Raw genomic sequence first — 25,363 nt, 5'->3', positions numbered from 1 at the left:
TCATCCGCCGAAGCGGGCGCTGTCCATGATCGCGCGCACGTCGTCCACGTGCTCGTCGAAGTAATGCAGCTTCGGCGCGTCCCAGTTGATGAGGTAGAGGCGGTCGCCGATGATCGCGCCGCGCACCAGCCCGCGCCGTGCGACTTCGTCCCCGCCGGTGTAGACGAACTCGAACTCGACTCCCGGATGGCCTGCGAGCATGGCCGGCTTCACGTACGTCGTTTCGAACAGCGAGCCGCCGAGGACCGTGCGTGCGGTATCCTCGAAGAACTCCACCAGGTCGGTGGGCAGCATGTTCGGATCGAACTTCGGCAACGGCGCCTTCTTCTTGTCCCGTTCCTTGAACAGCGGCTCGCCGGGTTTCACTCCGAGCCAGAAGTCGAGCTCGCCGAGCGTGGTGCCGTCCTTGGTCCAGATCTCGCTGCGTTTCGTCGGGCGCTGGGTGGACCGGTTCCATTCTCCCTTGGGAGAGACGGTCATCGCCCCGTTGACCACGGCGCGCGCCTCGCCCGCCGGAACCAACCGCCACTGGGCGGCGGCCGGAACGCTCCAGAGCGCCAGAACCAGCGCGAGAAATCCGATCAGCCGCTTCATGCGCCCTCTCCCGCCATCGCCCTGAGCATCGCGTAGTCGTAGGCATCGGGGTTGCGCGACAGGTAGTCGCGCAATGCCGCCTTGCCCTCTTCGCGGTCGCCGCCACGCATGAGCGCGAGGCCGAGCCCGCGCCACGTTTCGACCGGGGCATCGCCCTTGGCGATCGCCTGGCGGTAGAAATCCGCCGCCTTCGCGAAGTCGCCCTCTTTCGCCCGTGCACGATACAACTCGCCCCGCGCATAGAGCAGATCGGCGGTCCAGCCCGATGGCTCGCCGCCGGCAAGGGTCGCCAGCAGGTATTCGGTCCCGCCGAAATCGCCGAGGCTGATCTGGTCGTCGATCAGCCGCGCCCACCATGGCCCGATCGCCGCCTTGAACTCATCGGCACGGGTGACCCCCGGCTCGGCCCCTGCCTTCGCTTCGGCGAGCTGTGCAAGCGTGCCCATGCGCTCGGTCGTGCGCGGGTGGGTGGCAAACAAGCCGCCGCCGCGTTCCTTTTGGCTCTTGTGCTTGCGCTCGGCCGCGGTGGCGTCGAACTCGGCGCCCAGCTGCGACCAGATCGCGCTTGCCGCGCGCGGGTCGTACCCGCCGCGTACGAGCTCCTCGATCGAGCCCGCATCGGCTTCGCGCTCCATGTCGCGGCTGAAGCCATAGACGCTGCCGATCAGCGCGATCTGGCTCGCCATCCCGAGGTACGGGATGGGGATAAAGCTGAGCCACGAGAGGGCATCGGTCTTCTTGCGGATGTCCCTGAACAGACGCACCGAGTGGCGGTTCTCGAAATGGGTGAATTCATGCCCCAGGACTGCAGCGAGCTGAGCTTCGTCGCGCATGCGCAGCAGCAGTCCGGTGTTGACGATCGTCAGCCCGTTCGGCGCCATGCTCGCGTTGAACTGCGGGGTACGCACGATGTAGAGCCGCGTCGCCTTGCAGCGATCCTCGCCCACCGTGCGGCACAAAACCAAGTTCACGTAGGAATTGAGCGCCGGGTCGGTGACGAGGAACTTGCTCGTCTTGATCTCCCGCTCGGCCTCGTCGACCTGGTACCACAACCCGCGCTCGAGTTCGTCGGCCGGCTCGTAGCCGGTGGTGCTGGGCGGAGGCGGTGCGGGCTGGGCGGCAGCGAGCGGCTGCAATGCCAGCGCCCCGGCAACGAACGCAGTCGCGATACGGCGCGCGCTCACAGCTGCGGCTCCTTCGCCTTGTCGTCGGCTTCGGGAACAGTCTTCGGATCGTCGACCGCACCGGTGCCGGGAAGCTCGATCGTCGCTTCGCCCGAGCGATCGACTGCGGGCCTGGCGGGCTGCGCCACCGCAGTCCCGGTACCTTTCACCGGAAACTCCTCGAGCAGCTGGGCCACGCGCTTTTCCGCACCGTCCGCGGTACGAACATCGCCGCCCATGGACAGGTCCGCATTGAGCCAGACGAGATCGCCGCTGGAAAGATCGACCAGGCCGGCATAGCCGACGTGGACGCCCGAGCTCATCAGCCCGAAGCCCATGACCGCGCCGAGGATCTGCGCGACCTTCCGACCTGTCGAGCCGTAGGAATCGTAAGTGAAGAAGAACAAGCCGTAGTCGCCGCCGAGCGCCTTCAGCCGCTCCGCCTCCGCGCCCAGCGTCCAGTCGAATTCCTTCTTCTTGGTCGGCAGGCGATTGCCGGGGAACATCTTGTGCTGGAACGCAGCCTCAGCGACCGTGCGGAACAGCGCGGTGTAGTCGGCGACAAGGCGGTTCTGCTCGCCCTCGAGCTCGGGCACCAGGACGAGCGTGGTGCCGCGTGCACTTTGTTCCTTCTGCAGCGCCGCCAGAAGGTGGCCCTTGGCCGCCTCGGTCCATTCCACGCTCGGCTGGTTCATCCCGCCGGTCGTCTGCTCGCCGACCGAGACGTTGGGACGAAATACGAGCACTTTCACTTCGCCCGCAGGCAGCGTGAAACCCTCGCGTACCGCAGTCGCCTCGCCGCCGCCAAACTGGGCGTGCGCGGGCGCAAGCGGGGCAAGCGCGAGGAAAGCGACTGCAAGAGCCGTCTTTGAATGCTTCATAGGGTGCGACCCCCCGATCGAGTGGAGGCGGGGTTTTCGCATCAATTCGGTGAACCGTGCATGAAAACGCACGGTTCACCCAAATGGCTCATCCGTCGAGCTTTTTCCGGAGCAGGTCGTTGACCACGGCGGGGTTGCCCTTGCCCTGCATCGCCTTCATCGTCTGGCCGACGAAGAAGCCGAACAGCTTGTCCTTGCCGCCGCGATACTCCTCGACCTTGTCGGCATTGGCGGCGAGAACCTCGTCGATCACCGCTTCGATCGCGCCGGTATCGGACTGCTGCTTCAGCCCTTCGGTGTCGGCGATCTCGGCAGGGTCGCGACCGCTCTTGAGGACGATCTCGAAGATCTCCTTCGCCTGCCCGCCGCTGATCTCGCCCGCGGCCTGCATGCCGAGGATCGCCGCCTGCGCCGCCGCGGTGGCGTGCGCGGGGTTGGCCTCGCTGCCCAGCGCGTTCATCACGCCCGGCGCGACCGAGAGCGACCAGTTGGCGACCTGCGTGGCGACGTCCCTGTCGCCCTTGCCGAGCTTCGCGGCCGTCTCGGACAGCAGCTGCTCGAACCGCGCGTAGGTCTCGACCTCGGCGGTCAGTTCGCGCGCGTTGTAGTCCGACAGGCCGAGCGCATCGACATAGCGCGCACGCTTCGCGTCGGGCAGTTCGGGCAGGCTCGAGCGGCATTCGGCGAGGAACGCCTCGTCGAGTTCCAGCGGCAGCAGGTCGGGATCGGGGAAGTAGCGATAATCGTGCGCGTCTTCCTTCGACCGCATCGAGCGGGTGGTGCCGGTGTTGGGGTCGAACAGCCGGGTTTCCTGCACGACCTTGCCGCCGTCCTCGATCAGGTCGACCTGGCGGCGCGCCTCGTGCTCGATCGTCTGCATGACGAAGCGGACCGAGTTGACGTTCTTCGTCTCCGTCCGAGTGCCGAATTCATCGCCAGGCTTGCGGACCGATACGTTGACGTCGGCCCGCATCGAGCCTTCTTCCATGTTGCCGTCGCACGACCCGACGTAGCGCAGGATCGCGCGCAGCTTGCGCACGTACGCCCCCGCTTCTGCGGGCGAGCGCATGTCGGGCTTGCTGACGATCTCCATCAGCGCGACGCCGCTGCGGTTGAGGTCGACGTAGGACATCGACGGGTGCTGGTCGTGCATCAGCTTGCCCGCGTCCTGCTCGACGTGGATGCGCTCGATGCCGATCACCTTGTCAGCCGGGATGCCCGCCTTCTCGTCCGCCTCGATCGTCAGCGATCCCTCGCCCACGATCGGGTGGTAGAGCTGGCTGATCTGGTAGCCCTGCGGCAAGTCCGCATAGAAGTAGTTCTTGCGGTCGAACCGGCTCCACGCGTTGATCTGCGCGTCGATCGCCATGCCCGTGCGGACGGCCTGACGGATGCACTCGCGGTTGGGCACCGGCAGCATCCCCGGCATCGCCGCATCGACGAGGGAGACCTGGCTGTTCGGCTCTGCCCCGAAGGCTGTCGCCGCGCCGCTGAACAGCTTGGCGTTGGAAGTGACTTGCGCGTGGACTTCGAGGCCGATCACGACCTCCCATTCGCCCGTTGCGCCCTGGATGCGGTAGGTGCTCATGCCTGTTCCGTTATCGTGTGATCGTGCGCCTTGGAAGGGCGCAGTTCTGCCGGCTCGCGTAATCGCCGGTCGCTAGCCGGTTGCGCCGGCGTTCCGGCCGAGGTCCCGGATAGCTTGCTCTACCCTGTCGCCCCAGGCCTCCCATGTGAGCTCCTCCTCGTAGCGCGTTCGGGCAGCCGCGCGGAATGCATCGTAGCGGGCGCGATCTTGCCAAAGGTCCATGATGGCGTCGGCAATGGCATCGGGCGGCGTCGAGCCTTCGAAGAGCAGGCCGGTTTCGCCGTGCCTGACGATCGTCGGCACCCCGCCCGTCTGCAGCGCGACGACCGGAAGACCGAACGCCGCTGCCTCGCAATAGGCAAGTCCGTAGGCCTCCTGTTCACTCGGCATGACGAAGAATGACGCCGTGCGCAGCAAGTCGTCGAACAGCCGATACTGTGCCTTGTCCGATTTCCTGAGCATGCCGTGCGTCCGGACATTGGGTTCGCCGCGCGCCTCTGGCGGATCGCAGCCAACGATGTGCAGCTCCGCATCGGGATGCCGCGATCGCACGTGCCGGAAAACCTCTATGGTGCGCGGGCCGCCCTTGCGCTTCCAGTCCATGCCGATGAACAGGAGCCGGAGCCTGCCCTTCGGCTCCAAGGCGATGTCCGAACCCGGGTCTTCCTCGATGTTGGCCCCGAGCGGTACGGAATGAACCTTTTCCGGGGCAATGTCGTACGCCGCTATGGCATCGTCGCGCGCCCAAGTAGAGCTCAGCATGACCGCGCCGCACCTATCGAGCAGCTTCTGCTGAATGGCATTGCCCAGGCGCAAGGTGCGCTGCGACAGGTTGCGAAAGCTCGGATAGTAGCCGGTGATCGTGGCGAATAGCGCATCGGAAACGTGGACGATCGGCACGCGCGCATCGGTCAGGGCCAGTTTCTGTGTCGCGCCGACCGAGACGATCACGTGCGGTCGATGGTTCGCGATCATGCGGTCGAGGCGCTCGCGGTACACCCAAGAGACAAGCGGCTCGCGCTGGATGTCGAGACCGAGGCGGGACGTGACCTTGTTGAGCTGGAACAGCCGCCGATCGAGTTCGGGGGTGTCATAGACGCTCATCTGCCCACCGAACCGACGCTTGAGCTCGGTCATTGCGTAATACGGCGTCCCGCTCCAGTTCGCCTTGACGAAGGGCGACCTCAAACCGACGAAGCCGACACGTAATGCCCGGCCGAGGTTCCCGTCCGGCGACAATGCGCCGGGCGAGGCGTGGCTGCTCACCACCATCGATCCGGCTTGGCGCTAAACATCGCCCGCTGCTCGATCGCCAGCCCCGCATTCAGCACGCCCTGCTCGTCAAAGGCGCGGCCAATGATCTGGAGGCCGAGCGGCAACCCGTCGGCGTTCAACCCGGCAGGCACGCTCATCGCGGGGAGGCCGGCGAGGCTCGCGGGTACCGCGAAGACGTCGTTGAGGTACATCGCCAGCGGATCGTCGACCTTGTCGCCGAGCGGGAAGCTGGCGGTAGGCGTCGTCGGCGCGAGGATCACGTCGCATTGCTCGAACGCGGCCTTGAAGTCGTTCGCGATCAGCGTGCGGACGCGCTGCGCCTGGTTGTAGTAGGCGTCGTAGAAGCCCGCGCTGAGCACGTAAGTGCCGATCATGATCCGGCGCTTGACCTCGTCGCCGAAGCCGGCGGCGCGGGTGGCGGCGTACATGTCCTGCAGGTTCGCGCCCGCTGGCAGGTCACGCAGGCCATACCGCACACCGTCGTAGCGGGCGAGATTGCTCGAGGCCTCCGCCGGAGCGACGATGTAGTATGCGGGCAGCGCGTACTTGGTGTGCGGCAGGCTCACCTCGACGATCTCGGCGCCCGCATCGCGCAGCCACTCGATCCCGCGATCCCAGCTGGCGAGGATTTCGGGGTCGGTACCGTCCATCCGGTATTCGCGCGGGATGCCGACCTTCTTGCCGCGCATGTCGGGATCGAGGCCCGCTTCCCACTGCGGAACCGGCATGTCGAGGCTGGTCGAATCCTTCGGATCGAACCCGGCCATCGCCTCGAGCATGATCGCGCAGTCGGTCACGTCGCGCGCCATCGGGCCGGCCTGGTCGAGGCTGGAGGCGAAGGCCACCACGCCCCACCGGCTGCACCGGCCATAGGTCGGCTTAATGCCGCTGATGCCGACGAATGCCGCAGGCTGGCGGATCGAGCCGCCGGTGTCGGTGCCCGTCGCCGCCGGACACAGCCGCGCCGCGATCGCCGCCGAACTGCCGCCCGACGATCCGCCCGGCGCGAGCGCGGCATTGCTGCCCTGCTTGCGCCACGGACTGATGACGTTGCCGAAATAGCTCGTCTCGTTCGACGAGCCCATCGCGAACTGGTCGAGGTTGAGCTTGCCCAGCATCCCCGCGCCCGCCTTCCACAGGTTGGCGCTGACGGTGCTTTCGTACTCGGGCACGAAGCCTTCGAGGATGTGGCTCGCGGCGGTGGTCTGGACGCCCTTGGTGGCGAACAGGTCCTTCATGCCGATGGGCACGCCCGCCATCTTGCCAAGCGTCTCGCCTTTCGCGCGCGCCGCATCGACCGCGTCGGCCGCCTCGAGCGCCTTTTCGGGCGTGACGACGATGAAGGCGTTCAGCGCCGCTTGCGCCGCCGCCACGTTCGCGTTGAACGCTTCGGCCACTTCGCGCGCGGAGAACTGTCCGGAGGCGACCCCGTCGCGGATCGCCTTGACGCCGAGCTCGGTGAGGTCGCTCATTACTCGATCACCTTGGGCACGCCGAAGAACCCGTGCTCGGCGGCGGGCGCATTCGCCAGCACCGCGTCGCGCACGCCGCCGCCGGTCAGCGGATCGGCATCGACCACGTCGTCGCGCAGGCGCAGGTGGTTCTCGATCACCGCGGTCATCGGCTCGACGCCGCTGGTATCGACCTCGCCGAGCTGTTCGACCCAGGCGAGGATGTTGTTGAATTCGGGCACCAGCTTCTCGAGCGCCGCGTCATCCATCTGGATGCGCGCGAGGCTCGCGATCTTGGCCACTGTTTCGCGGTCTACGGACATGCCCGCGCGTTAGCGGCGATGCTGCACTGCATCAAGCGGGTCGCGCGCCCCTAATCGAGCGGCGGCCCGATGGGGCGACCATCGACCACGATATAGCGCTTCTCGATGGACTGCACCTCTACCCTGGTGTCGCGCCCGAACGCGCGTGCCCCGGCCGGCGCCACTTCGGTGGTCGGCTCGAGCGTGCCCTGCGGCAGCGCGACGCGCTGGTAGCGGCCGTTCATCACGAAGGCGACCTCGCGTCCGCCGTCCTTGTGGGGCCCCAGGTCGAGCGCGATGCAGAATTCCGGGCAGAGATACGCGTGGCTCCGCAGGTGATCCACGACGAGCTTGCGCAGCGCGGCGTCGGCTTCGGGGATGACCCTCACGTCGATCTCCGCCTCGGTGCGGAACTGGTTGTCGCGGTCGAAGCTGTAGATCCGCTCGGTCTGCTTGCGCGCCAGCGTCGCCATTTCCCCGGCCTTGCCACCGGTCTCCGCAAGCCGGGCGAGCGCCTTGCGGCCCGCATTGCCGAAGTCCCAGCGCAGCGCCGCGTAATCGAAGTCGTCCGCGCTCACCTTGCCGCTTTCGAGCCGAGCGACCTGCTGGCGGGCGCTGATCGCGCCGAAGTCGAGGATCGGCAGCGCGAGCAGCAGCGCGATGCCGCTGATCGCGACCGCCAGGTGGAGATTCGCCCGCCGCACGTTCTCGCGCCACGCGTCTCCTCGCCAGCTGCGGATCACCGCGACGAACCAGGCAAGGCCATAGGCTGTCGCGACCGCGATGGCGGTTATGCCCCAGAGCCGCTCGGGACTGAGGCCGTGCTGCGCAATGCGGGTGCCCAGCGACACCGCGGCGAACACCGTCAGCGGCAGGACGATCACGACGAGGAGCAGTGCGGCCCCGCGCAGGAGGCGGTTGCCGCTCATCTCGCTGTCGGAATCGCGCACGATCGCGTTGGCGAGCACCCACGCGCCCGCGGCGCACAGCAGCAGGATGGGCGTCGCATTGCGCGTCGCCTGCCACAGGACGTCCGGTCCGGAGACGATCATGGCGACCAGAAACAGCGCCAGCCCGGCCGCCAGCGGCACCGCCAGGATCGACAGCACGGTCATCACCACCCGCTTGAGAGTGCCGAGAATCCCCGATTCGTTGCGCAGCACGCCCAGCGCCGCGCCGAACGCCGCGCCCGACCACGTCCAGCCGAACCACGCCTGGTCCATCAGGTCGCGCAGCAGGTCGATCTTGAGCAGGCGGAACAGCTCACTGAGGAGGACCAGCAGCAGCCACGAAGCGCCGAGGAAAGCCATGCTGCCGGCAAAGCAGATCGCATCGGTCCAGACGTTGTCGTGGACCGCGCGGTAGGGGGTCCGCCAGCGACTGCGATGGAACCCCGCCTGGAACAGCGGCAGCGCGAGCCCGGTGGCGATCACCCCGGCAAGGAAGCCATATTCGGGGGCGGCGATCGATTCGGACCCACCGACCGTCCGCCAGGCGAGCCCGGCCATGACGAGGCCGACCAGCGCCGAAAAGGCGACCGGCTCTTTCCATCGGTCGCGGTCGATCGTGAAGGCAAGGGCAATGCCGCCGAAGAAGAAGAACGCGCCGGCCGCTGCGGCCAAGCCGTCGCGGGTGCCGGGTCCGTCCTCTCCCCCGACCAGCCAGATCATGAAGCCCGACAGGCCCAGAATGCCCGCCAGCACCCACGGCAGCAGCGGCCAGTCCTGCCGCTCGATCGTCTCGTCGTTCATGCGCGCTCCCTCGCTCAGACAGCCGGGAGATAACGCGTCTTCATGCACGAGGCATGAGCGAACGGTGAGATTTGCGTGAAATCGCCCTTATTGCGGCGGCGCGGGAGTGGCCGCAGGCGCATCGCCGGCCCCGGCCCCGCCCGGAGCCTGCCCGCCCTGCTGCGCCTGCATCATCTGCTGCAGCACCTGGAAGCGGCGCTGGGCGTCCTCTTCGCTCATGAAGTCCACCAGCTCGACCTCGAACTCGAGATCGGCGTTGGGCGGGATGGGCGCGCCGGGAGGCGGGGTGGCGCCATAGCCCTTGTCGGCGGGGATGCGCAGCACGTACTTGCCGCCCTTCTGCATCTTCTGCAGCCCTTCCGAGAAACCGGGGACCACGCCCGACACCTGCATCGGCATACCGTCAGGGATGATGCCGTTGGTCGGGAAAGGAAGCTCGCGCGACCGGTCGAACTCGGTGCCGTCGGCCAGCTTGCCGACATACTTGATGAACACCACGTCGTTTGCACCGGGGGTCGGACCGCTACCTTCGGTGATCGTGTCAAGCTCCACGCCCGCGGGCACGCTCGCCCAGGCGATCCCTGCGCCGAGCAGCGCGGCGGCGATGACCCCGAGCCAGAGTTTCGTCAGCGATCCCTTGGCGATCGGCTGGAGGGGAACGCGGGTGATCTCGGTCATGCTCGGGTCCTGAATCGTTGGCCCCAACGACAAGGGGCGCGGATTGCTCCGCGCCCCGATGCCTTAGTGCCGTGATCGGCGCAAGTCGCGCTTACTTCGCGCCGTCGCGTTCCATGCGCTTGCGCTCGAGCTTGCGGGCGCGGCGAACGGCGGCTGCCTTTTCGCGGGCGCGCTTCTCGCTCGGCTTCTCGTAGTGGCGGCGCAGCTTCATTTCGCGGTACACGCCTTCGCGCTGCAGCTTCTTCTTGAGCGCGCGGAGAGCCTGGTCGACGTTGTTATCGCGAACGATGATCTGCATAAAAAGTCCAACACCTCACAGCAAAAGCCCAGAGCCCGCATCGTCTGGCGGGATAATCGCCTTTGTAAACATACGAAAAAAGCGGCGCATCCGTTCCCGGACGCGTCCGAACCGGGGCGCCCTTAACCGCGGACGAGCGATTCTGCAACCCTCACGGGCGCTTTGCATGGACGGGCCGGCATGGCTAAGGGCCGCGGGATGAACGCGACCTCCCCCCTTACGGCGAGCGCCCTCGTCTTTGCCGGAGGCGGCGCGGGCGCCCTGCTGCGGTACCAGACGGGCCGCGCGATGAGCCACGCCTTCGGCCCTTCGGCGATCACGGCGTTTCCCTGGGCCACCCTGTCTGTCAACGTGATCGGCAGTTTCGCGATGGGGCTCCTCGCCGGATGGCTGGCGAAGTTCGGAACCGGCGGGGAGACCTGGCGGCTGCTCGTCGGGGTGGGCCTTCTCGGCGGCTTCACGACCTTCTCGGCCTTCAGCCTCGAACTCATGCTGCTGATCGAGCGCGGCCAGGCCGGCACCGCCCTCGCCTATGCCGCGATATCGGTCCTCGCTGGCCTCACCGGCCTTTACCTCGGCCTCATCGCGATGCGCCTCGCATGAGCAAGGATGTCCGCCAGTTCACCGTCGCCGCCGATGACGACGGCGTGCGGCTCGACCGCTGGTTCAAGCGGCACCTGCCGCAGGTCGGCTTCGCGACCGTGAGCCGCTGGGCGCGCACCGGCCAGATCCGTGTCGACGGCAAGCGGGCAAAGCCGGAGGACCGCCTCGCGCAAGGCCAGGTGCTGCGCGTTCCCCCGGGAGGCGACGCGCCCAAGGGCAAGCCTGCGCCGAAGCGGCGCGAGTTGTCGGACGAGGAGATCGCGTCCGCGCAGGCGATGGTCATCGAAAAGACTCCGGCGGCGATCGTGCTCAACAAGCCGCCCGGCCTAGCGACGCAAGGCGGCACCAAGACGACGAGCCACGTCGACGGCTTGCTCGACGCCTTCATGGACGAAGGCGATCCGCGCCCGCGCCTGGTCCATCGGCTCGACAAGGATACCAGCGGCGTTCTGCTCGTCGCGCGCACGCCGGGGAGCGCGGCGTTCTTCTCGAAGCGGTTCTCGGGGCGAAGCGCGAAGAAGATCTACTGGGCGCTGGTCGCCGGCGTGCCCGATGTGGCGCATGGCCTCATCGAGGCCGCGCTGGCCAAGCAGCCCGGCACGGGCGGCGAGAAGATGCACGTCGACGAAGAGAACGGCCAGCCCGCCAAGACCCGGTACCGCGTGGTCGATCGCGCCGGCAACCGCGCCGCCTGGGTCGAGCTCGAGCCGCTGACGGGACGCACGCACCAGCTCCGTGCGCACATGGCCGCGATCGGCCACCCCATCGTCGGCGATGGCAAGTACGGCGGGCAGGACGCGTTCCTTACCGGCAGCGTCAGCCGCAAGATGCACCTTCACGCGCGGCGCCTGATCATCGACCATCCCGAAGGCAAGGGGTACGGCAAAAAGCTCGACGTCACCGCCGACCTGCCCGAGCATTTCGCGGCGAGCATGGAGCAGCTCGGCTTCGACCCGAACCTGAGCGACGCCGCGCCTACCGAGGGACCGCCCGAACGCTCCAAGGAAGAAAAGAAGCAGGCGGCGCGCCAGCACGCCAAGCAGATGCGCAAGAGCAAGCCGACCCGGCGGGGCCGCGCCGTGGCCAACGCGGCGCCAAGCAAGAAGCCGACCGGAAAGGGTGGCGGAAAGGGCCGTCGCTGATGCACCCGAACCCGTTGTTCCGGAGCGATGATCGCGCGCTGCTGGAAGCGCTGATCGACGAGATCAGCTTCGGCATGGTCTTCGCTTCGACTCCCGATGGACCGCGCGTGGCGCATACCCCGCTGCTCTCGACCGGAGACGGCGCGGTGCAGTTCCACCTGTCGCGCGGGAACGCGCTCACCCGCTGGCTCGGCGGAGAGACCGCGCTGATCGTCGTCAACGGTCCCGACGCCTACGTCAGCCCGCGCTGGTACGGCGACCGGGCCACGGTGCCGACGTGGGACTACGTCACGCTCGAGCTGGAAGGCCGCGTGCGCCGCATGGAAACCGAAGGCACCGACGCTTTCCTCTATGCGCTGATCGACAAGCATGAAGGGCGGCTCTCGGCGGCTTCGGGCGGCGAGCAGTGGTCGGCAAACGAGACTCCGCCCGACATGTGGCGCAAGCTGCTGAGCGCGATCGTAGGGTTCGAGATGGAAGTGCTGGCCTGGCGGCCTACCCTCAAGCTGTCGCAGAAGAAATCGGCGGAAGAGCGCGAAGCGATCGCCGCCGGGCACGAGGCTGCCGGTTCCCCCGCCCTCGCCCAGCTCATGCGGACGCTGCTCGCGTGAAACTCGCGGTGTTCGATTGCGACGGCACGCTCGTCGACGGGCAGGCGCCGGTGTGCGAGGCAATGGAGATCGCCTTTGCCGGAGCCGGCCTCACTCCGCCCGACCGCCACGCGATCCGCCGCATCGTGGGCCTGAGCCTGCCGCAGGCCGTTCGCCAGCTTGCCCCGCACGCCCCGGCTGAACGGGTCGTCGCCGCCGTCGAGGGCTACAAGACGGCGTTTCGCACGAGCCGCGAACAGGGCCGGCTCGAGGAACCTCTTTTCGACGGGATGGAGGCGCTCCTTCGCGCCCTTCTCGCCGACGGCTGGGCACTCGCCGTGGCCACCGGCAAGTCCGACCGGGGCCTTGCCGCATGTCTCGCCGGACACGGGATCGCGGACCTGTTCGTATCACTCCAGACCGCCGACCGGCACCCCTCGAAACCGCACCCTGCGATGCTCGAGGCGGCGCTGGTCGAGGCAGGTGCCACAGCGGACGATGCTGTCATGATAGGCGATACCACCTTCGACATCGCGATGGCGGGCGCTGCCGGCGTCCGCGCGATCGGGGTCGACTGGGGATACCACGCCGCCAGCGAACTCATCGCCGCGGGAGCCGCCGCGGTGGCCCGCGACACGCGCGAACTCAAGGACCTCCTCGATGGCTAGCCGCCCTCCCGAATTCACCCCGACCCCGCCGACCGACCGGGAACGGCAGCGGTTCGTGGTGCTCAACGCGATGCGGTTTGTCGGCTTCGCACTGGTCCTCTTCGGTATCCTGCTCACCCAGGGCGCGGTGAGCGTCGCCGGCGACCTTGACCAGTTCCTCGGCTATTTCTTCATCGTGATCGGCCTGTTCGACGGGTTTTTCATGCCGCTGATCATGGCGCACAAGTGGCGGACGCCGTCCGAATGAAGCGCTTCTGGAACGACGTTTCGGTCGTCGAGTCGGACGGCGGCTGGCGCGTCGCGCTCGACGGACGGCCTATCCGGACCCAGATGGGCGCGGCGCAGGTGATACCCACGCGTGCGCTTGCCGACATGCTGGCGGCCGAATGGGCCTCGCAAGGCGAGGAAATCGACGCCGCATCCTTTCCGCTGCGCGACATGGCGGACTACGCGATCGACATGGTCGCGGGCGCGCGGGACGATACGATCGACAAGCTGCTGCGCTATGCCGAGACCGACACGCTCTGTTACCGCGCCGATCCCGACGAGCCCTTGTGGAAGCGCCAGCAGGCGGTGTGGGAACCGCTGCTGACCGCGTTCGAAGCCCGCGAGGGGGTCCGGTTGGAGCGGGTGAGCGGCATCGTCCACCGCGCGCAGCCCGCCGAAACCCTTGCATGCCTGCGGGCGCGGCTCGCTGCGCTCGATCCGTTCACGCTTGCCGCGCTCGAAGTCATGACGTCGCTCGCCGCCTCGCTCAGTGTCGGGCTGTCGGCGCTCCTCCCGGATGCCGACGCCGAAGCGCTGTGGGATGCCGCCGAGCTCGAGGAGGCCTGGCAAGTCGAGTTGTGGGGCAGCGACGCACTCGCCGAGGAACGGCGGGTGAAGCGCCGTGCCGATTTCCTGCGATCGGCACGGTTCGCGAAATCCTTGGACCCGTCCTAGCGATCGGAGACGACGTCCGTCGAATACCTGCCGTTGGGCGGGAGGCGGCCTGCCGCGCGCTCGGTCCGCATGAATTCGACCAATGGCTCCACTGCGAGGAACAGCAGTGCTTCCCGGTGACCTTCACACCATCGGTCGACGAAACCTTCCACCACGTCACCGGTTACGCGCCCGGTGGCGTCGCCATCGGTATCAGGCCCAAATCGGTTGTGCGCAGTTAGATAGCCATGAAGAACGATTCGGTCTCCCATGCGCGCAATCTTGTTCGGTTGTTGCCAGTCCGCGCAAGTCGACGCCCAGTTGACGACGGCCTTCCGTTTTCCCGTGAACTTCTCGCGCGCAACCGGGATCGCCGGTTCGCCAGACAGCGCCGAGGCAACGCTATCCATCGCATCGGCGACGATCCTGTCGGCGTGACGGGCACAGTACTCATCGACGATACTCGAATAGCTTGATGGCGCCCTACCCCCGATGATGTCGCGGGTCTGATAGGGTCCGAAAACGTTAAGGCCTGATAGATAACCGCGCACCCAGCCGGTGTAGATCAATTTGGCAATCTCTGGATCGGGTCCTTCCCCCTTATTCGCCTGCGTCCACTCGGAGCAGGATGGGCTCATCGAGGCCCGGTAGTGTTGGACGACGGGCTCGGGTGGACGAACGACCGGGGCGGATGCGAGGAACGTGGCGGCAAGCAATGACATCGAGGCAATTTTCCCTGAATCTTTGAGCGGCGATGTTCACCCCACCCAATCGGCCACTTGCCCGGCGACGTCGTTCGCCGCCTGGTTGAGCGCGAAACCGACGGGAGTGGCCTCGGGCGTCACGCCCGGAACGGTCGCCGAAAAGCGCCGCGTCATCACTTGCGTACCGTTGACGTCGCGGACCGCGTCGAACGTGACCACCACGCTCGACGAACGGGCGTCGTAGCCGAAGTCGATCAGGGTGCCGCGCAGCTGGTTCTTCGGCGTGAGCGCGGGATCGTCGTAATCGATCACCAGCCGGCCGGTCTTGGCACGGATCGTCTCGCCGAGCAGCTTGCGGAACAGGCGGGTTGGCTTGTCGACCCACACGGCATCCTCGACGTAGGCAACCTGCGTATCGTCGATCTGCACCGGAACGCGGTTGACCGAAAGCTTCGCGGGCGCGGACGGTTCGACGATCTGGATGGCGTTCGCGACGTCGCCGTTGATGGCGGTGCCGGCCGAAACCGTGGAGGCCGGGGTCAGGCTGAGCAGGCTTTCAGGCGGCTTGGCGCCGAAGCTGATGCAGCCCGCCAGCAGCAGGACGGAGGCCGAGGCCAGCGCGATCCGGGTCATGGTCATCGTATGCCTCATTTCGGCCAACTCATTCAGGCCAGTTCGTCAGGGCTTGTAGTCGGGCAGCTTCTGGCCGCCGATCAGGCCGCCTGCACCCTGGGTTTCGATTTTCTCGGTCACTGCGCGCAGCGCACGGCTGGTCTCGCGCAGGTCGCGCAAGGTCGCCTCGGCGGCGGGCAGCGTGCTTTCGCTGAGCTGGCGCGCGGCGGGACGCGCATCGTTGAGCGTGGCCGAGAGCGATTTCGCCGCGCTGTCGGCGGACTTGAGCGTATCGCGCATCTGCGCGGCGAGGCTCTGCCCCTCCTGGTTGAGCAGCTTGTCGGTCGAGCCAAGAACGGTCTCGAACTGGTTCAGCGCCTCGCTCGCCTCGCGCAGGGTCACCTGCAGTTCGGCGAGCGTGCGCTCGACCTGCGGGGTCGCCTGCGCGAGATCGCCGGTCATGCGATTGGTATTGGCGAGAATGCCCCTGATCGAGGCCTGGTTCTCGTCCGACAACGTCTGCGTCAGCCGCTCGGTCAGCGTCGCCAGCCGCTCGAGCAGCAGCGGGGCGTTGGCGAGCAGTTCGCCCAGCCCGCCAGGCTTGGTCGGGATGACCGGACGTCCTTCAGGACATGCGGTCTTGCCGACGCCCTCGCCCTCGCAGGTCAGCGGCGGCGCGCCGCGGCGGGCGCCATCGAGGAGGATCGTAGAGACCCCGGTGAAACTGCCCTGGATCGTCGCGGTGGTTCCGACGAGGATCGGCGTCGCCTCGTCCACCTTGACCCGCACGCGGACGAATTCCGGGTCCTTCTCCCACAGCTGGATTTCGCTCACCTGGCCGGACGGGACGCCCGCGAAGCTGACCTCCGAACCCTTGGCAAGGCCGGCGACCGACTGCTTGAAGAAGATGTCGTATTCGTTCTGCTCGCCCTTGTTCAGCCCGGCGAGCCAGACGAAGAACAGCGCCAGCGCACCGAGCAGGATCAGGGTTACCACCCCTACCCAGACATGATTGGCCCGTGTCTCCATCGGTCTCGCTATGCCTTCCTATCGTTCGACTTGTCCAACGCTTTGATAGCATTGAGCGCGACCGGCTGATCCATGTGGCGGCGCAGTTCGTCGAGTGCCTGGGCGGTCAGCGCGGCGCGTCCGCGCGGCCCGTTGAAGTATTCCTGGATCCACGGGTGATCGAGCTTCATCAGGTTCGGCACCGTGTCGACCGCGATGACCTTGCGGTCGGCGATGACCGCCACCCGGTCGCAGATCTCGTGCAGCGTATCGAGGTCGTGGGTGATCAGGAACACCGTGAGGCCCAGCGTCGCCTGCAGTTCCTTGGTGAGGTTATCGAACGCGGCCGCGCCGATCGGGTCGAGGCCGGCGGTGGGCTCGTCGAGGAACAGGAGTTCGGGGTCGAGCGCGAGCGCGCGGGCGAGGCCGGCGCGCTTCTTCATGCCGCCCGACAGCTCGCTGGGGTACTTCGCAACCGCCTCCTCCGGCAGGCCCGACAGCATGATCTTGTAGCGCGCGATCTCGTGCATCAGCCCCGGCTCGATGTCCGGGTAGAACTGCTTCAGCGGCACCTCGACGTTCTCACCCACCGTGAGCGTCGAGAACAGCGCGCCGCCCTGGAACAGCACGCCCCACCGGTTGCGCACGCCGACGACGTCCTCGGGATCGCCGCGCGTGATCGAGCGGCCGAAGACCTCGATATCGCCTTCATCGGGAGTCTGCAGCCCGATGATCGAGCGCATCAGGACCGACTTGCCGGTGCCCGAACCGCCCACGACGCCGATGATCTCGCCCCGCTTGACCTCGAGATCGAGGTCTTCGTGGACGACCTGTTCGCCGAAGGCGTTCTTGAGCCCGCGCACGACGATGGGATGCTTCCCACGGAACCGCTCGAACTTGCGGTTGACGTCGGGGTCGCCGTATTCCTCCACCGCGACGGGATCGACGCCGGGATCTTCCACTTCGTCGGCCATCACGCCCAGCCCACGTTGGTGAAGAACACCGCGAAGAACGCGTCGAGCACGATCACGGCAAAGATCGCGACGACGACCGCCTTGGTGGTCTTGAGGCCGACGTCCTCCGAATTCCCAGCCACCTGCATCCCCTGGTAGCACCCGGTCATGCCCACGATGAGGCCGAAGACGGGCGCCTTCACCAGGCCGACGTAAAGGTCGTAAAGCGGCACGACGTCCTTCACCCGGCTGAGGAACGACATGAACGGGATGCCCAGCGTCAGGTCGCTGACGAAGGCGCCGCCGATGATCGCCATGACCGCCGAATAAAACCCGAGCAGGATCATCATGAAGGTGACCGCGAGCACGCGCGGAATGACCAGCGCCTCCATCGGCGAGATGCCGATCGTGCGCATCGCGTCGACTTCCTCGGTCAGCTTCATCGTGCCGATCTGCGCCGCGAACGCAGAGCCGGAGCGCCCGGCCACCATGATCGCGGTCATCAGCACGCCAAGCTCGCGCAGGGTGATCCGACCGACCAGGTTCACCGTCAGCGTCTCCGCGCCGAACTGCGCGAGCTGGACGGCGCCCTGCTGCGCAATGACGATACCGATGAGAAAGCTCATCAGCCCGATGATCCCCAGCGCCGAAACGCCGACAAGCTCAAGCTGGCGGACGAAGGCCTTCATCCGGAAACGGCGCGGATGGCGGATGACCGAGCCGACCGCGAGGATGAACTGGCCGAGGAACCCGATCGCGCTCATGGTGCCGCGCTGCGCCTTGCCGACCTGCTCACCGGTCGCGGCGAACACGCGGGTCAGCATCTCCGCGCGCGTCGGGCGCAGGTCCCCATCGCCCGCCTTGATGTCCTCCAGCGCCTTGATCAGCCGCTCGGCCCGGTTGCTGGCACCGACGATCTGGCCGCCGGTCGTGCGTGAAAGGCTCAGCGCCACCCACGCGCCCACGGTGTCGATCTCGCGCACGTCGCTGATGTCGATTTCCGCCAGCGGCCCGTCGATCGCGCGCAGGTCCTGGTCGGCCGCGCCGATCGTGGAGACGAGGTAATTGCCCGAGAGCACCAGCCGGCGCCCCCCTTGCCCATCCTCGATTGCGAAGTCTGCCCCGTCGCTCATTGCCGAGCGCGTATGGGGCGAAAAAGCCGATGCGACAAGCGCATGCGTGAAGCGGTGTTGCACCTGCGAAAGCGCGCTGGCATGGCGCCACCCCTATGACGAGCGAACTCGACAAGACTTTCGACCCGAGCGCGATCGAGACGCGCTGGTACCGCCATTGGGAAACGAACGGCCTGTTCCGGCCCGATCGCCCCGACGCACAGCCGTTCACCATCGTCAACCCCCCGCCCAACGTGACGGGCAGCCTCCACATCGGGCACGCGCTCGACAACACGCTGCAGGACGTGGTGATCCGGTACGAACGGATGCGTGGGCGTGATGCGTTGTGGGTGGTCGGCACCGACCATGCGGGCATCGCCACGCAGATGGTCGTCGAGCGCCAGATGATGGAGCGCCAGGACAAGCGCACCAACTATTCGCGCGACGAATTCGTGGCCAAGGTGTGGGAGTGGAAGGCCGAGAGCGGCGGCACGATCACCCGCCAGCTCCGCCGCCTCGGCTGCTCGATGGACTGGAGCCGCGAGCAGTTCACGATGGACCCGCACTTCAGCGCGGCGGTGACCAAGGTCTTCGTCGATCTCTACAACCAGGGCCTGCTCTACCGCGACAAGCGACTGGTAAACTGGGACCCTGCGCTCAAGACCGCGATCTCCGACCTCGAGGTGGAGAACCGCGAGGTGCCCGGCCACATGTGGCACTTCAAGTATCCGCTCGCGGGCGGCGAGACCTACACCTATGTCGAGCGTGACGCGGACGGGAACGTGACGCTCGAGGAAGAGCGCGACTACATCTCGATCGCCACCACGCGGCCCGAAACGATGCTGGGCGATGGCGCGGTGGCGGTGCACCCGTCCGACGCGCGCTATCAGCCGATCGTCGGCAAGCTGTGCGAAATTCCGGTGGGGCCCAAGGAGCACCGCCGCCTGATCCCGATCATCGTCGACGACTATCCCGATCCCGACTTCGGTTCGGGCGCGGTGAAGATCACCGGCGCGCACGACGAGAACGACTACGGCGTCGCGCAGCGCAACGGCATCCCGATGTACCGCCTGATGGACGAGGTCGCGGCGATGCGGACCGACGGCGCACCCTATGCCGAGGCGGCTGCCCGCGCCCGCGAGATCGCGCAAGGAGCGCAGTTTGACGCCAAGGAGATCGACGCGCTCAACCTCGTGCCCGACGAATACCGCGGTCTCGACCGTTACGCCGCGCGCGAGCGCGTGGTCGCCGACATCGACGCCGAGGGCCTGATGGTCATGGTCGAGGACAAGCCGATCATGCAGCCCTTCGGCGACCGCGGCGGCGTGGTGATCGAACCGATGCTGACCGACCAGTGGTACGTCGATGCGCAAACGCTTGCGCAAGGCCCGATCCAGGCGGTGAAGGACGGCCGGATCGAGATCGTCCCGAAGAGCTGGGAAAAGACATTCTTCAACTGGATGGAAAACATCCAGCCGTGGTGCGTCAGCCGCCAGCTGTGGTGGGGCCACCGGATACCGGCGTGGTACGATGCCGATGGCAAGGTCTACGTTGCCGAGACCGAAGAGGCCGCGCAGGCGCTCGCCGGCGAGGGCGTGGCGCTGACCCGCGACGAGGACGTGCTCGACACGTGGTTCTCGTCCGCGCTGTGGCCCTTCGCCACGCTCGGCTGGCCCGAACAGACCGAGCTACTCCAGCGCCACTACCCCAACGACCTGCTGATTTCCGGCTTCGACATCCTGTTCTTCTGGGACGCGCGAATGGCGATGCAGGGGATGCACTTCATGGGAGAAGTGCCGTGGAAGCGGCTGTATCTCCACGGCTTGGTGCGCGCGGCGGACGGGCAGAAGATGTCCAAGTCCAAGGGCAACGTCGTCGACCCGCTGGGCCTGATCGACCGGTTCGGCGCCGATGCGCTGCGCTTCTTCATGTGCGCCATGGAGAGCCAGGGCCGCGACGTGAAAATGGACGAGAGCCGGGTCGAGGGATACCGCAACTTCGCCACCAAGCTGTGGAACGCGACCCGCTTTTGCCAGGCCAACGGCATCGGCGCATCGCAGACGCTGCACGCGCCCGAAACGACCCACGCGGTCAACAAGTGGATCGTCGGCGAGGTGGTCGACACCCTCGGTCAGATCGACAAGGCGATGGCGGACCTGCGCTTCGACGCGGCGGCGAACGCGATCTACCGTTTCGCGTGGGACACGTTCTGCGACTGGTACCTCGAGCTCATCAAGGGGCAGATCGACGAGGAAACCAAGGCGGTCGCCGGCTGGGTGCTCGACCAGATCCTCGTCATGCTCCACCCCTTCATGCCGTTCATCACCGAGGAGCTGTGGCACGCGCAAGGCAAGCGCCCCTACGAGCTGATCGTCGCCAAGTGGCCCGAGCCGAATGCAAGCGCCGATGCGACTGCGAAGGCCGAGGTCGAATGGCTGATCGACCTCACCCGCTCGCTGCGTACCGCCAAGAACGAACTCGGCCTCGCCCCCGGTGCGAAGCTTGAGGCGTGGCTGGCGACCCCGTCGGACACCGCGAGCAGGGTTCTCTCGGGCAACGCCGCCGCGATCGAGCGCGTCGCACGGCTGACCGCGGTCCACACCAGCCCCGCCCCCGACGGCGCGGCAATGCAGGTGGGCGCAGGCAGCGATGCGCTGGTCATCCCGCTCGAAGGCCTGATCGACATCGAGGCCGAGAAGGCACGGCTGACCAAGGCGCTGGCGCTTTCGGAAAAGGAAGCCGCCAGCCTCGCCGGTCGCCTGTCGAACGCCGCCTTCGTCGAAAAGGCCAAGCCCGAAGCGGTCGAAAAGGCTCGCGCCGACCACGCCCACCACGCCGCCGAGGCCGAACGCCTCAAGGCCGCGCTGGCTCGATTGGGATAGCTGCAACCAAATTCGCTCCTGGAGGTTCGGAATAAGAACCCTTTACCTTCAGGAGCATCCATGGACGTCCTCGCCTACGGCACCGAAAAGGCCAGCGCCACGCTGAAGCCGGTCAAGTTTACCCGTACCCCCGCCCGCGCGGGCGAAATCGAAATCGAGATCAGCCATTGCGGGGTTTGCCACTCCGACCTTCACCAGGCGCGCGACGACTGGGACAACACCGTATGGCCCTGCGTGCCGGGGCACGAGATCGTGGGCACGGTCACCGCGGTCGGCGATGGCGTGAAGAAGTTCAAGGTGGGTGATCGTGCGGGCGTCGGCTGCATGGTCAACTCGTGCCAGGAATGCGAACAGTGCAAGATGGGCCACGAGCAGTACTGCACCGGCCCCAAGAGCGCGACGCTGACCTACAACGGGCCCAAGGAGCCCGACGGCACCAACACCTACGGCGGCTATTCGACCGGCATCGTCGTGCGCGAGGAATTCGCGCTCACCATTCCGGACAAGATCGAGACCGAAAAGGCGGGGCCGATACTGTGCGCAGGCATCACGACCTACCAGCCGATGAAGTATTTCGGCCTCAAGAAGGGCCAGACGCTGGGCGTGGCCGGGATCGGGGGCCTTGGCCACATGGCCGTTCAGATCGGCAAAGCGCTGGGCGCCAAGGTGGTGGCACTGACCACCAGCCCGGAAAAGAAGCAGGCGATCATGGCTCTCGGAGCGGATGAAGTCATCGACATGAGCGATGAAAAGGCGCTCGAAAACGCCAAGGCGAGCATCGACCTCATCGTCGACACGATCCCCTACGAACATGACATCAACCCGTACGTCGCGCTGGTTGCGGCAAAGGGGCAGATTGCCGTCGTCGGCAACCTTATCGGCTTCGACAAGATCGATAGCGGCGCGATGATCATGAACCACGTGGGGATTACCGGTTCGCTGATAGGGGGCATCGCCGACACGCAGGAAGTTCTCGAACTGTGCGCCAAGCACGACATCCGGCCGGAAATCGAGATCATCCCGATGGACGGGATCAACGACGCCTTCAAACGGATGCAGAAGGAAGACGTTCGCTTCCGCCACGTGATCGACATGGAAAGCCTGCGCGGGGATGCGGAAGCGGTCGATGGGGCGAAGGAGCTGGATCCGCCCGAGCGGGGCGCGGTGGTCGGTCGCTGAGAGCGTTTTCCTACTCGCAACGAATCTGCCATGGGGCGCGGCGATGGAATTCTCCGCGCCCCATTTGCTAGAAGCCCCTTACGCGAACGGGACGCGCCTGACTTTGTCCCCTGGACTGTGTGACAGGTGTGACATGTCCGGGGTCAATCGATGAACCTCGTTCTCGCCACCGACGATACGGGCGGGCCCGAGATTTTCGCCTCGCTGCAGGGCGAAGGGCCCTCGGCGGGCAAGCCGTGCAGCTTCATCCGCCTTTCGCGCTGCAATCTCGCCTGCGTCTGGTGCGACACCGCCTACACTTGGCGCTTCGCGGGCGACAACCGGCCGCACCGCGACGGCGTGGCCTACGATCGCAAGGCGAACCAGGTCTCGCTCAGCCCGCTCGAGGCCGCACGCGCGATCGACCGGCTGGCGCCGCGCCGCCTCGTCATCACCGGCGGGGAACCCCTGCTTCAGGCCGCCGCCCTTGCCGAAATGGCGCTGCTGCTGCCCGACCACGCGATCGAGGTCGAAACCAACGGCACCGTGGAGCCCTCCGCAAAGTTCGACGCCTTCGTCGAGCAGTACACCGTCAGCCCCAAGCTTGCGCACAGCGGGAATCCGGCGGACCTGGCCCTGCCGCCCGAACGCCTCGCCGCCTGGGCCGCCGACACGCGGGCGTGGTTCAAGTTCGTGATCGCCGCGCCCGAAGATGTCGCCGAGGTCCGCGCTCTGTGTGACGTTCACCACATTCCGGCATACCGCGTGTTCCTGATGCCCGAAGGCACCGACAGCGCCACGTTGCGCGCCCGCGAGCAGTGGCTCGCCCCGCTCTGCGTCGAGCACGGCTACCGCCTTTCGGACCGGCTCCACATCCATCTCTACGGGGACACGCGCGGGACGTGAAACGTGCTATGGCCGGTGCGGGCCGCTTTCTGGGAGAGACACCATGAGAGACCGAGTCATCGCCGAATTCCCGGTCAAGGCCGGCAAGCGCGACGAGTTCGAGGCGACCTTGCGAAGCGCCCTGCCCGACACCCGCGCCTTCGACGGGTGCCGCGACATCAAGGTGTTCTACGACGAGGAGCGCAATACCTTCGTGCTGATCGAAAAGTGGGACAGCTTCGCCCACTACGACAAGTACATCGCCTGGCGCATGGAAACCGGTCTCGGGGCGATGCTCGACCCGCTGCTCGAAGACGGCGCGGCGGCGCTCAAGATCAGCAGGCTGAAGGCAACCGACATCTAGCCGGTCGCTCCAGGGCGCCGGGCTACCTGCCCTGCGCGCGCCAGCGCTGGACGATGCGGTGAACCCGCTCCTCCTCGCCGCCGTGCTCGCGCCAGAGTTCGATGAAGCTCGGGTCTTCCGAGGCCGGACGCTTCTGTTCCTCGAGGTTGTCGAAGCTGACGCGAATGGGAATCGCGACACCCTCGCCGCAGATGATGCATTCGCGGTTGCGCAGCGCCGGGATCGAATCGAGGAAGCCGCGCGCGCCTTCGGGCATCGCGGCCTTCACGAACGCCTGGTCGCGGTCGTTGTTGAGACGCATCGAGATGATCGTGCCGCACTGCGACAGTACGCCTTCGGCAAGGTCCGACGGACGCTGGGTGATGAGGCCGAGCGAGATGCCGTATTTACGGCCTTCCTTGGCGATGCGGCTGAGGATCTTGCCGACCGACGAGCCGTCCGCGTTCTTCTCGCTGGGAACGTAGCGGTGCGCCTCTTCACAGACGAGCAGCACCGGCCGGGTCTTTTCCTCGCGGCCCCAGATCGCGAAGTCGAACACCAGGCGGCTGAGCACCGCGACCACGGTCGAAGTGATGTCCGACGGCACGCCCGACACGTCGACGATCGCGATCGGCTTGCCGCTCGAGGGCATGCGGAAGATTTTGCCAAGGAACTCGGCCATCGTGTCGCCGACCAGCATGCCGGAGAACATGAACTGGTAGCGCGGATCGCTCTTCAGTTCCTCCAGCTTGGTCTTGATGCGCTGGTACGGCGCGGTGTTGGTCGCCTTGTCGAGCTTGCCCATCTCGTTCTGGATCTCGTTGGAGAGGTCCGAGAGGAGGTAGGGCACCGGCGAATCCACGGTAAGCTTGCCCATCGTTTCGGCGAGGCGGTTCTTGGTCCGCGCTTTCAGCAGGCACTTGGCGAGAATGTCGGCGTCGATCTGCCGGTCGTTGCCGTTGGTGGTGAGCAGCACTTCGCAGTGCTCCTCGAAGTTCATCAGCCAGTACGGCATCTGCAGGTTGCTGACGTCGAGGATGAGGCCGGTGTTCCGGAAAGCCGCCGAATATTCGCCGTGCGGGTCGATCATCACGATGTGGCCGTCGGGCGCGGCATCGCAGATGCGGTGCAGGATCAGGGCCGCGCTGGTCGACTTGCCGGTACCCGTCGATCCGAGCAGCGCAAAGTGCTTGCCGAGCATGGCATCGACATAGAGGCCGGCGCGGATGTCCTTGGTCGGATAGACCGTACCGATCTGGATGTTGGAGCGGCCGTCGCTGGCGTAGATCTGCCTGAGGTCGGCGGTGGTCGCGGGATAGATCAGCGCGCCGGGCACCGGGTAGCGGGTGACGCCGCGGCGGAAGCTGTTGATACGGCCCGTGAGCTTCTCTTCGTTGCCCTCGCCCAGGAAGTCGATGTTCGCGAGAACCCCGCCGCCGCGCCGGTCCTGCCGCTGGTTGCGCACGCTGGCGAGAAGCCACGTGTTACCGACGCGGATTTTGACCTGGCTGCCCACCTGGCCGGCGAGCGCGACCGAGGGGTCTTCGTCCTCCATGCACTCGTTCAGGCGCTCAAGGTCGAGCGCGATCTGCGATCCCGAGCCGGCAATCTCCAGGATCACGCCGATCGGCTGGGAAGCGTTGTCGCCGCTTGGCGCCTTCGCTTGTGCCCCTCCGTCGCCAGCCTCGACCGGCTGGAAATCCTGGAAACCCTGCTTGTCCATATCGCCCATTGCGCGAAGATCCCGTTCAATTGCCCGCGCGGACAATGCCTTGGCGCGGTTAAGATCGGGTCAACGTTA

The 25,363-nt window shown here is 66.6% G+C and carries 26 protein-coding genes; 10 read left to right on the top strand and 16 right to left on the bottom strand.

Annotated elements, in window-relative coordinates:
• The 10 genes from A6F68_RS07045 to rpsU form a co-directional block, all read right to left on the bottom strand.
• On the bottom strand, positions 1 to 594 hold the full coding sequence (locus A6F68_RS07045; RefSeq protein WP_067677827.1) for a hypothetical protein: 594 nt from the start codon (positions 592 to 594) through the stop codon (positions 1 to 3).
• Positions 591 to 1,778, bottom strand: a complete 1,188-nt coding sequence (locus tag A6F68_RS07040; RefSeq protein WP_067677824.1) for a M48 family metalloprotease — start codon at positions 1,776 to 1,778, stop codon at positions 591 to 593. The genes A6F68_RS07045 and A6F68_RS07040 overlap by 4 nt, the downstream gene beginning before the upstream one ends.
• Entirely contained in the window at positions 1,775 to 2,638 is an 864-nt protein-coding gene (locus tag A6F68_RS07035; protein WP_067677821.1) for a hypothetical protein, read from the bottom strand. Before A6F68_RS07035 ends, A6F68_RS07040 begins: the two co-directional genes overlap by 4 nt.
• A gap of 88 nt (positions 2,639 to 2,726) precedes the next feature.
• Complete coding sequence (gene gatB / locus A6F68_RS07030) at positions 2,727 to 4,226, bottom strand: Asp-tRNA(Asn)/Glu-tRNA(Gln) amidotransferase subunit GatB (RefSeq protein ID WP_067677818.1); 1,500 nt, start codon at positions 4,224 to 4,226, stop codon at positions 2,727 to 2,729.
• Between the two features lie 72 nt (positions 4,227 to 4,298).
• The gene (locus A6F68_RS07025; protein ID WP_198152701.1) at positions 4,299 to 5,492 is read right to left on the bottom strand and encodes a glycosyltransferase family 4 protein; all 1,194 of its coding nucleotides are present in this window, start codon (positions 5,490 to 5,492) and stop codon (positions 4,299 to 4,301) included.
• The gene (gene gatA / locus A6F68_RS07020; RefSeq protein ID WP_067677815.1) at positions 5,489 to 6,973 is read right to left on the bottom strand and encodes an Asp-tRNA(Asn)/Glu-tRNA(Gln) amidotransferase subunit GatA; all 1,485 of its coding nucleotides are present in this window, start codon (positions 6,971 to 6,973) and stop codon (positions 5,489 to 5,491) included. Before gatA ends, A6F68_RS07025 begins: the two co-directional genes overlap by 4 nt.
• Positions 6,973 to 7,275, bottom strand: a complete 303-nt coding sequence (gene gatC / locus A6F68_RS07015; protein WP_067677812.1) for an Asp-tRNA(Asn)/Glu-tRNA(Gln) amidotransferase subunit GatC — start codon at positions 7,273 to 7,275, stop codon at positions 6,973 to 6,975. Before gatC ends, gatA begins: the two co-directional genes overlap by 1 nt.
• 50 nt (positions 7,276 to 7,325) lie before the next feature.
• Positions 7,326 to 9,005 (bottom strand): DUF4153 domain-containing protein, encoded by a 1,680-nt coding sequence (locus tag A6F68_RS07010; protein ID WP_067677808.1) that lies wholly within the window; start codon positions 9,003 to 9,005, stop codon positions 7,326 to 7,328.
• 87 nt (positions 9,006 to 9,092) lie between these two features.
• Positions 9,093 to 9,683 (bottom strand): FKBP-type peptidyl-prolyl cis-trans isomerase, encoded by a 591-nt coding sequence (locus A6F68_RS07005; RefSeq protein WP_067677805.1) that lies wholly within the window; start codon positions 9,681 to 9,683, stop codon positions 9,093 to 9,095.
• A gap of 91 nt (positions 9,684 to 9,774) precedes the next feature.
• Positions 9,775 to 9,981 (bottom strand): 30S ribosomal protein S21, encoded by a 207-nt coding sequence (gene rpsU / locus A6F68_RS07000; RefSeq protein ID WP_067677802.1) that lies wholly within the window; start codon positions 9,979 to 9,981, stop codon positions 9,775 to 9,777.
• 180 nt (positions 9,982 to 10,161) lie between these two features.
• On the opposite strand from rpsU, the gene crcB reads away from it, so the two are divergent.
• The 6 genes from crcB to A6F68_RS06970 are packed head-to-tail and all read left to right on the top strand — an operon-like array spanning position 10,162 to position 13,926.
• A complete protein-coding gene (gene crcB, locus A6F68_RS06995; RefSeq protein WP_232308216.1) occupies positions 10,162 to 10,584 on the top strand; it encodes a fluoride efflux transporter CrcB in 423 nt (140 codons plus the stop codon).
• Positions 10,581 to 11,726 (top strand): RluA family pseudouridine synthase, encoded by a 1,146-nt coding sequence (locus A6F68_RS06990; protein ID WP_067677796.1) that lies wholly within the window; start codon positions 10,581 to 10,583, stop codon positions 11,724 to 11,726. The genes crcB and A6F68_RS06990 overlap by 4 nt, the downstream gene beginning before the upstream one ends.
• Positions 11,726 to 12,337 carry an FMN-binding negative transcriptional regulator gene (locus A6F68_RS06985; protein WP_067677793.1) on the top strand — a complete coding sequence of 204 codons (612 nt, stop codon included), beginning with the start codon at positions 11,726 to 11,728 and terminating at the stop codon, positions 12,335 to 12,337. The genes A6F68_RS06990 and A6F68_RS06985 overlap by 1 nt, the downstream gene beginning before the upstream one ends.
• Entirely contained in the window at positions 12,334 to 12,984 is a 651-nt protein-coding gene (locus A6F68_RS06980) for an HAD-IA family hydrolase (protein ID WP_067677790.1), read from the top strand. The genes A6F68_RS06985 and A6F68_RS06980 overlap by 4 nt, the downstream gene beginning before the upstream one ends.
• Positions 12,977 to 13,231 (top strand): hypothetical protein, encoded by a 255-nt coding sequence (locus A6F68_RS06975; RefSeq protein ID WP_067677787.1) that lies wholly within the window; start codon positions 12,977 to 12,979, stop codon positions 13,229 to 13,231. The genes A6F68_RS06980 and A6F68_RS06975 overlap by 8 nt, the downstream gene beginning before the upstream one ends.
• On the top strand, positions 13,228 to 13,926 hold the full coding sequence (locus A6F68_RS06970; protein WP_067682236.1) for an ATP12 family chaperone protein: 699 nt from the start codon (positions 13,228 to 13,230) through the stop codon (positions 13,924 to 13,926). Before A6F68_RS06975 ends, A6F68_RS06970 begins: the two co-directional genes overlap by 4 nt.
• Here the strand turns inward: A6F68_RS06970 and A6F68_RS06965 are convergent.
• The 5 genes from A6F68_RS06965 to A6F68_RS06945 are packed head-to-tail and all read right to left on the bottom strand — an operon-like array spanning position 13,923 to position 18,315.
• Positions 13,923 to 14,627: a hypothetical protein gene (locus A6F68_RS06965; RefSeq protein ID WP_157096680.1), complete on the bottom strand. Its 705-nt coding sequence runs from the start codon at positions 14,625 to 14,627 to the stop codon at positions 13,923 to 13,925. The genes A6F68_RS06970 and A6F68_RS06965 overlap by 4 nt on opposite strands.
• Before the next feature lie 36 nt (positions 14,628 to 14,663).
• On the bottom strand, positions 14,664 to 15,248 hold the full coding sequence (locus A6F68_RS06960) for an ABC-type transport auxiliary lipoprotein family protein (RefSeq protein WP_232308215.1): 585 nt from the start codon (positions 15,246 to 15,248) through the stop codon (positions 14,664 to 14,666).
• A 39-nt stretch (positions 15,249 to 15,287) separates the two neighbouring features.
• Positions 15,288 to 16,250: an MlaD family protein gene (locus A6F68_RS06955; RefSeq protein WP_067677781.1), complete on the bottom strand. Its 963-nt coding sequence runs from the start codon at positions 16,248 to 16,250 to the stop codon at positions 15,288 to 15,290.
• A gap of 8 nt (positions 16,251 to 16,258) precedes the next feature.
• The gene (locus A6F68_RS06950) at positions 16,259 to 17,203 is read right to left on the bottom strand and encodes an ABC transporter ATP-binding protein (RefSeq protein WP_084001745.1); all 945 of its coding nucleotides are present in this window, start codon (positions 17,201 to 17,203) and stop codon (positions 16,259 to 16,261) included.
• Complete coding sequence (locus tag A6F68_RS06945) at positions 17,203 to 18,315, bottom strand: MlaE family ABC transporter permease (RefSeq protein WP_067677778.1); 1,113 nt, start codon at positions 18,313 to 18,315, stop codon at positions 17,203 to 17,205. Before A6F68_RS06945 ends, A6F68_RS06950 begins: the two co-directional genes overlap by 1 nt.
• 95 nt (positions 18,316 to 18,410) lie before the next feature.
• Here A6F68_RS06945 and A6F68_RS06940 point away from each other — a divergent pair, with 95 nt between their 5' ends.
• The 4 genes from A6F68_RS06940 to A6F68_RS06925 all read left to right on the top strand — a co-directional run bounded on the left by A6F68_RS06940 (position 18,411) and on the right by A6F68_RS06925 (position 23,583).
• Entirely contained in the window at positions 18,411 to 21,176 is a 2,766-nt protein-coding gene (locus A6F68_RS06940; protein WP_067677775.1) for a valine--tRNA ligase, read from the top strand.
• Between the two features lie 60 nt (positions 21,177 to 21,236).
• Positions 21,237 to 22,355 carry an NAD(P)-dependent alcohol dehydrogenase gene (locus tag A6F68_RS06935; protein WP_067677772.1) on the top strand — a complete coding sequence of 373 codons (1,119 nt, stop codon included), beginning with the start codon at positions 21,237 to 21,239 and terminating at the stop codon, positions 22,353 to 22,355.
• Between the two features lie 150 nt (positions 22,356 to 22,505).
• A complete protein-coding gene (locus A6F68_RS06930; protein ID WP_067677769.1) occupies positions 22,506 to 23,240 on the top strand; it encodes a 7-carboxy-7-deazaguanine synthase QueE in 735 nt (244 codons plus the stop codon).
• 43 nt (positions 23,241 to 23,283) lie between these two features.
• The gene (locus tag A6F68_RS06925; protein ID WP_067677766.1) at positions 23,284 to 23,583 is read left to right on the top strand and encodes a putative quinol monooxygenase; all 300 of its coding nucleotides are present in this window, start codon (positions 23,284 to 23,286) and stop codon (positions 23,581 to 23,583) included.
• 22 nt (positions 23,584 to 23,605) lie between these two features.
• Here the strand turns inward: A6F68_RS06925 and A6F68_RS06920 are convergent, their stop codons facing one another.
• The gene (locus A6F68_RS06920) at positions 23,606 to 25,294 is read right to left on the bottom strand and encodes an ATP-binding protein (protein ID WP_198152700.1); all 1,689 of its coding nucleotides are present in this window, start codon (positions 25,292 to 25,294) and stop codon (positions 23,606 to 23,608) included.
• Positions 25,295 to 25,363: the final 69 nt, after the last annotated feature.

The sequence above is a fragment of the Tsuneonella dongtanensis genome (assembly GCF_001698205.1).
Taxonomy (GTDB): Bacteria; Pseudomonadota; Alphaproteobacteria; order Sphingomonadales; family Sphingomonadaceae; genus Tsuneonella; species Tsuneonella dongtanensis.
This window is presented reverse-complemented; position numbering and strand designations above follow the sequence as displayed.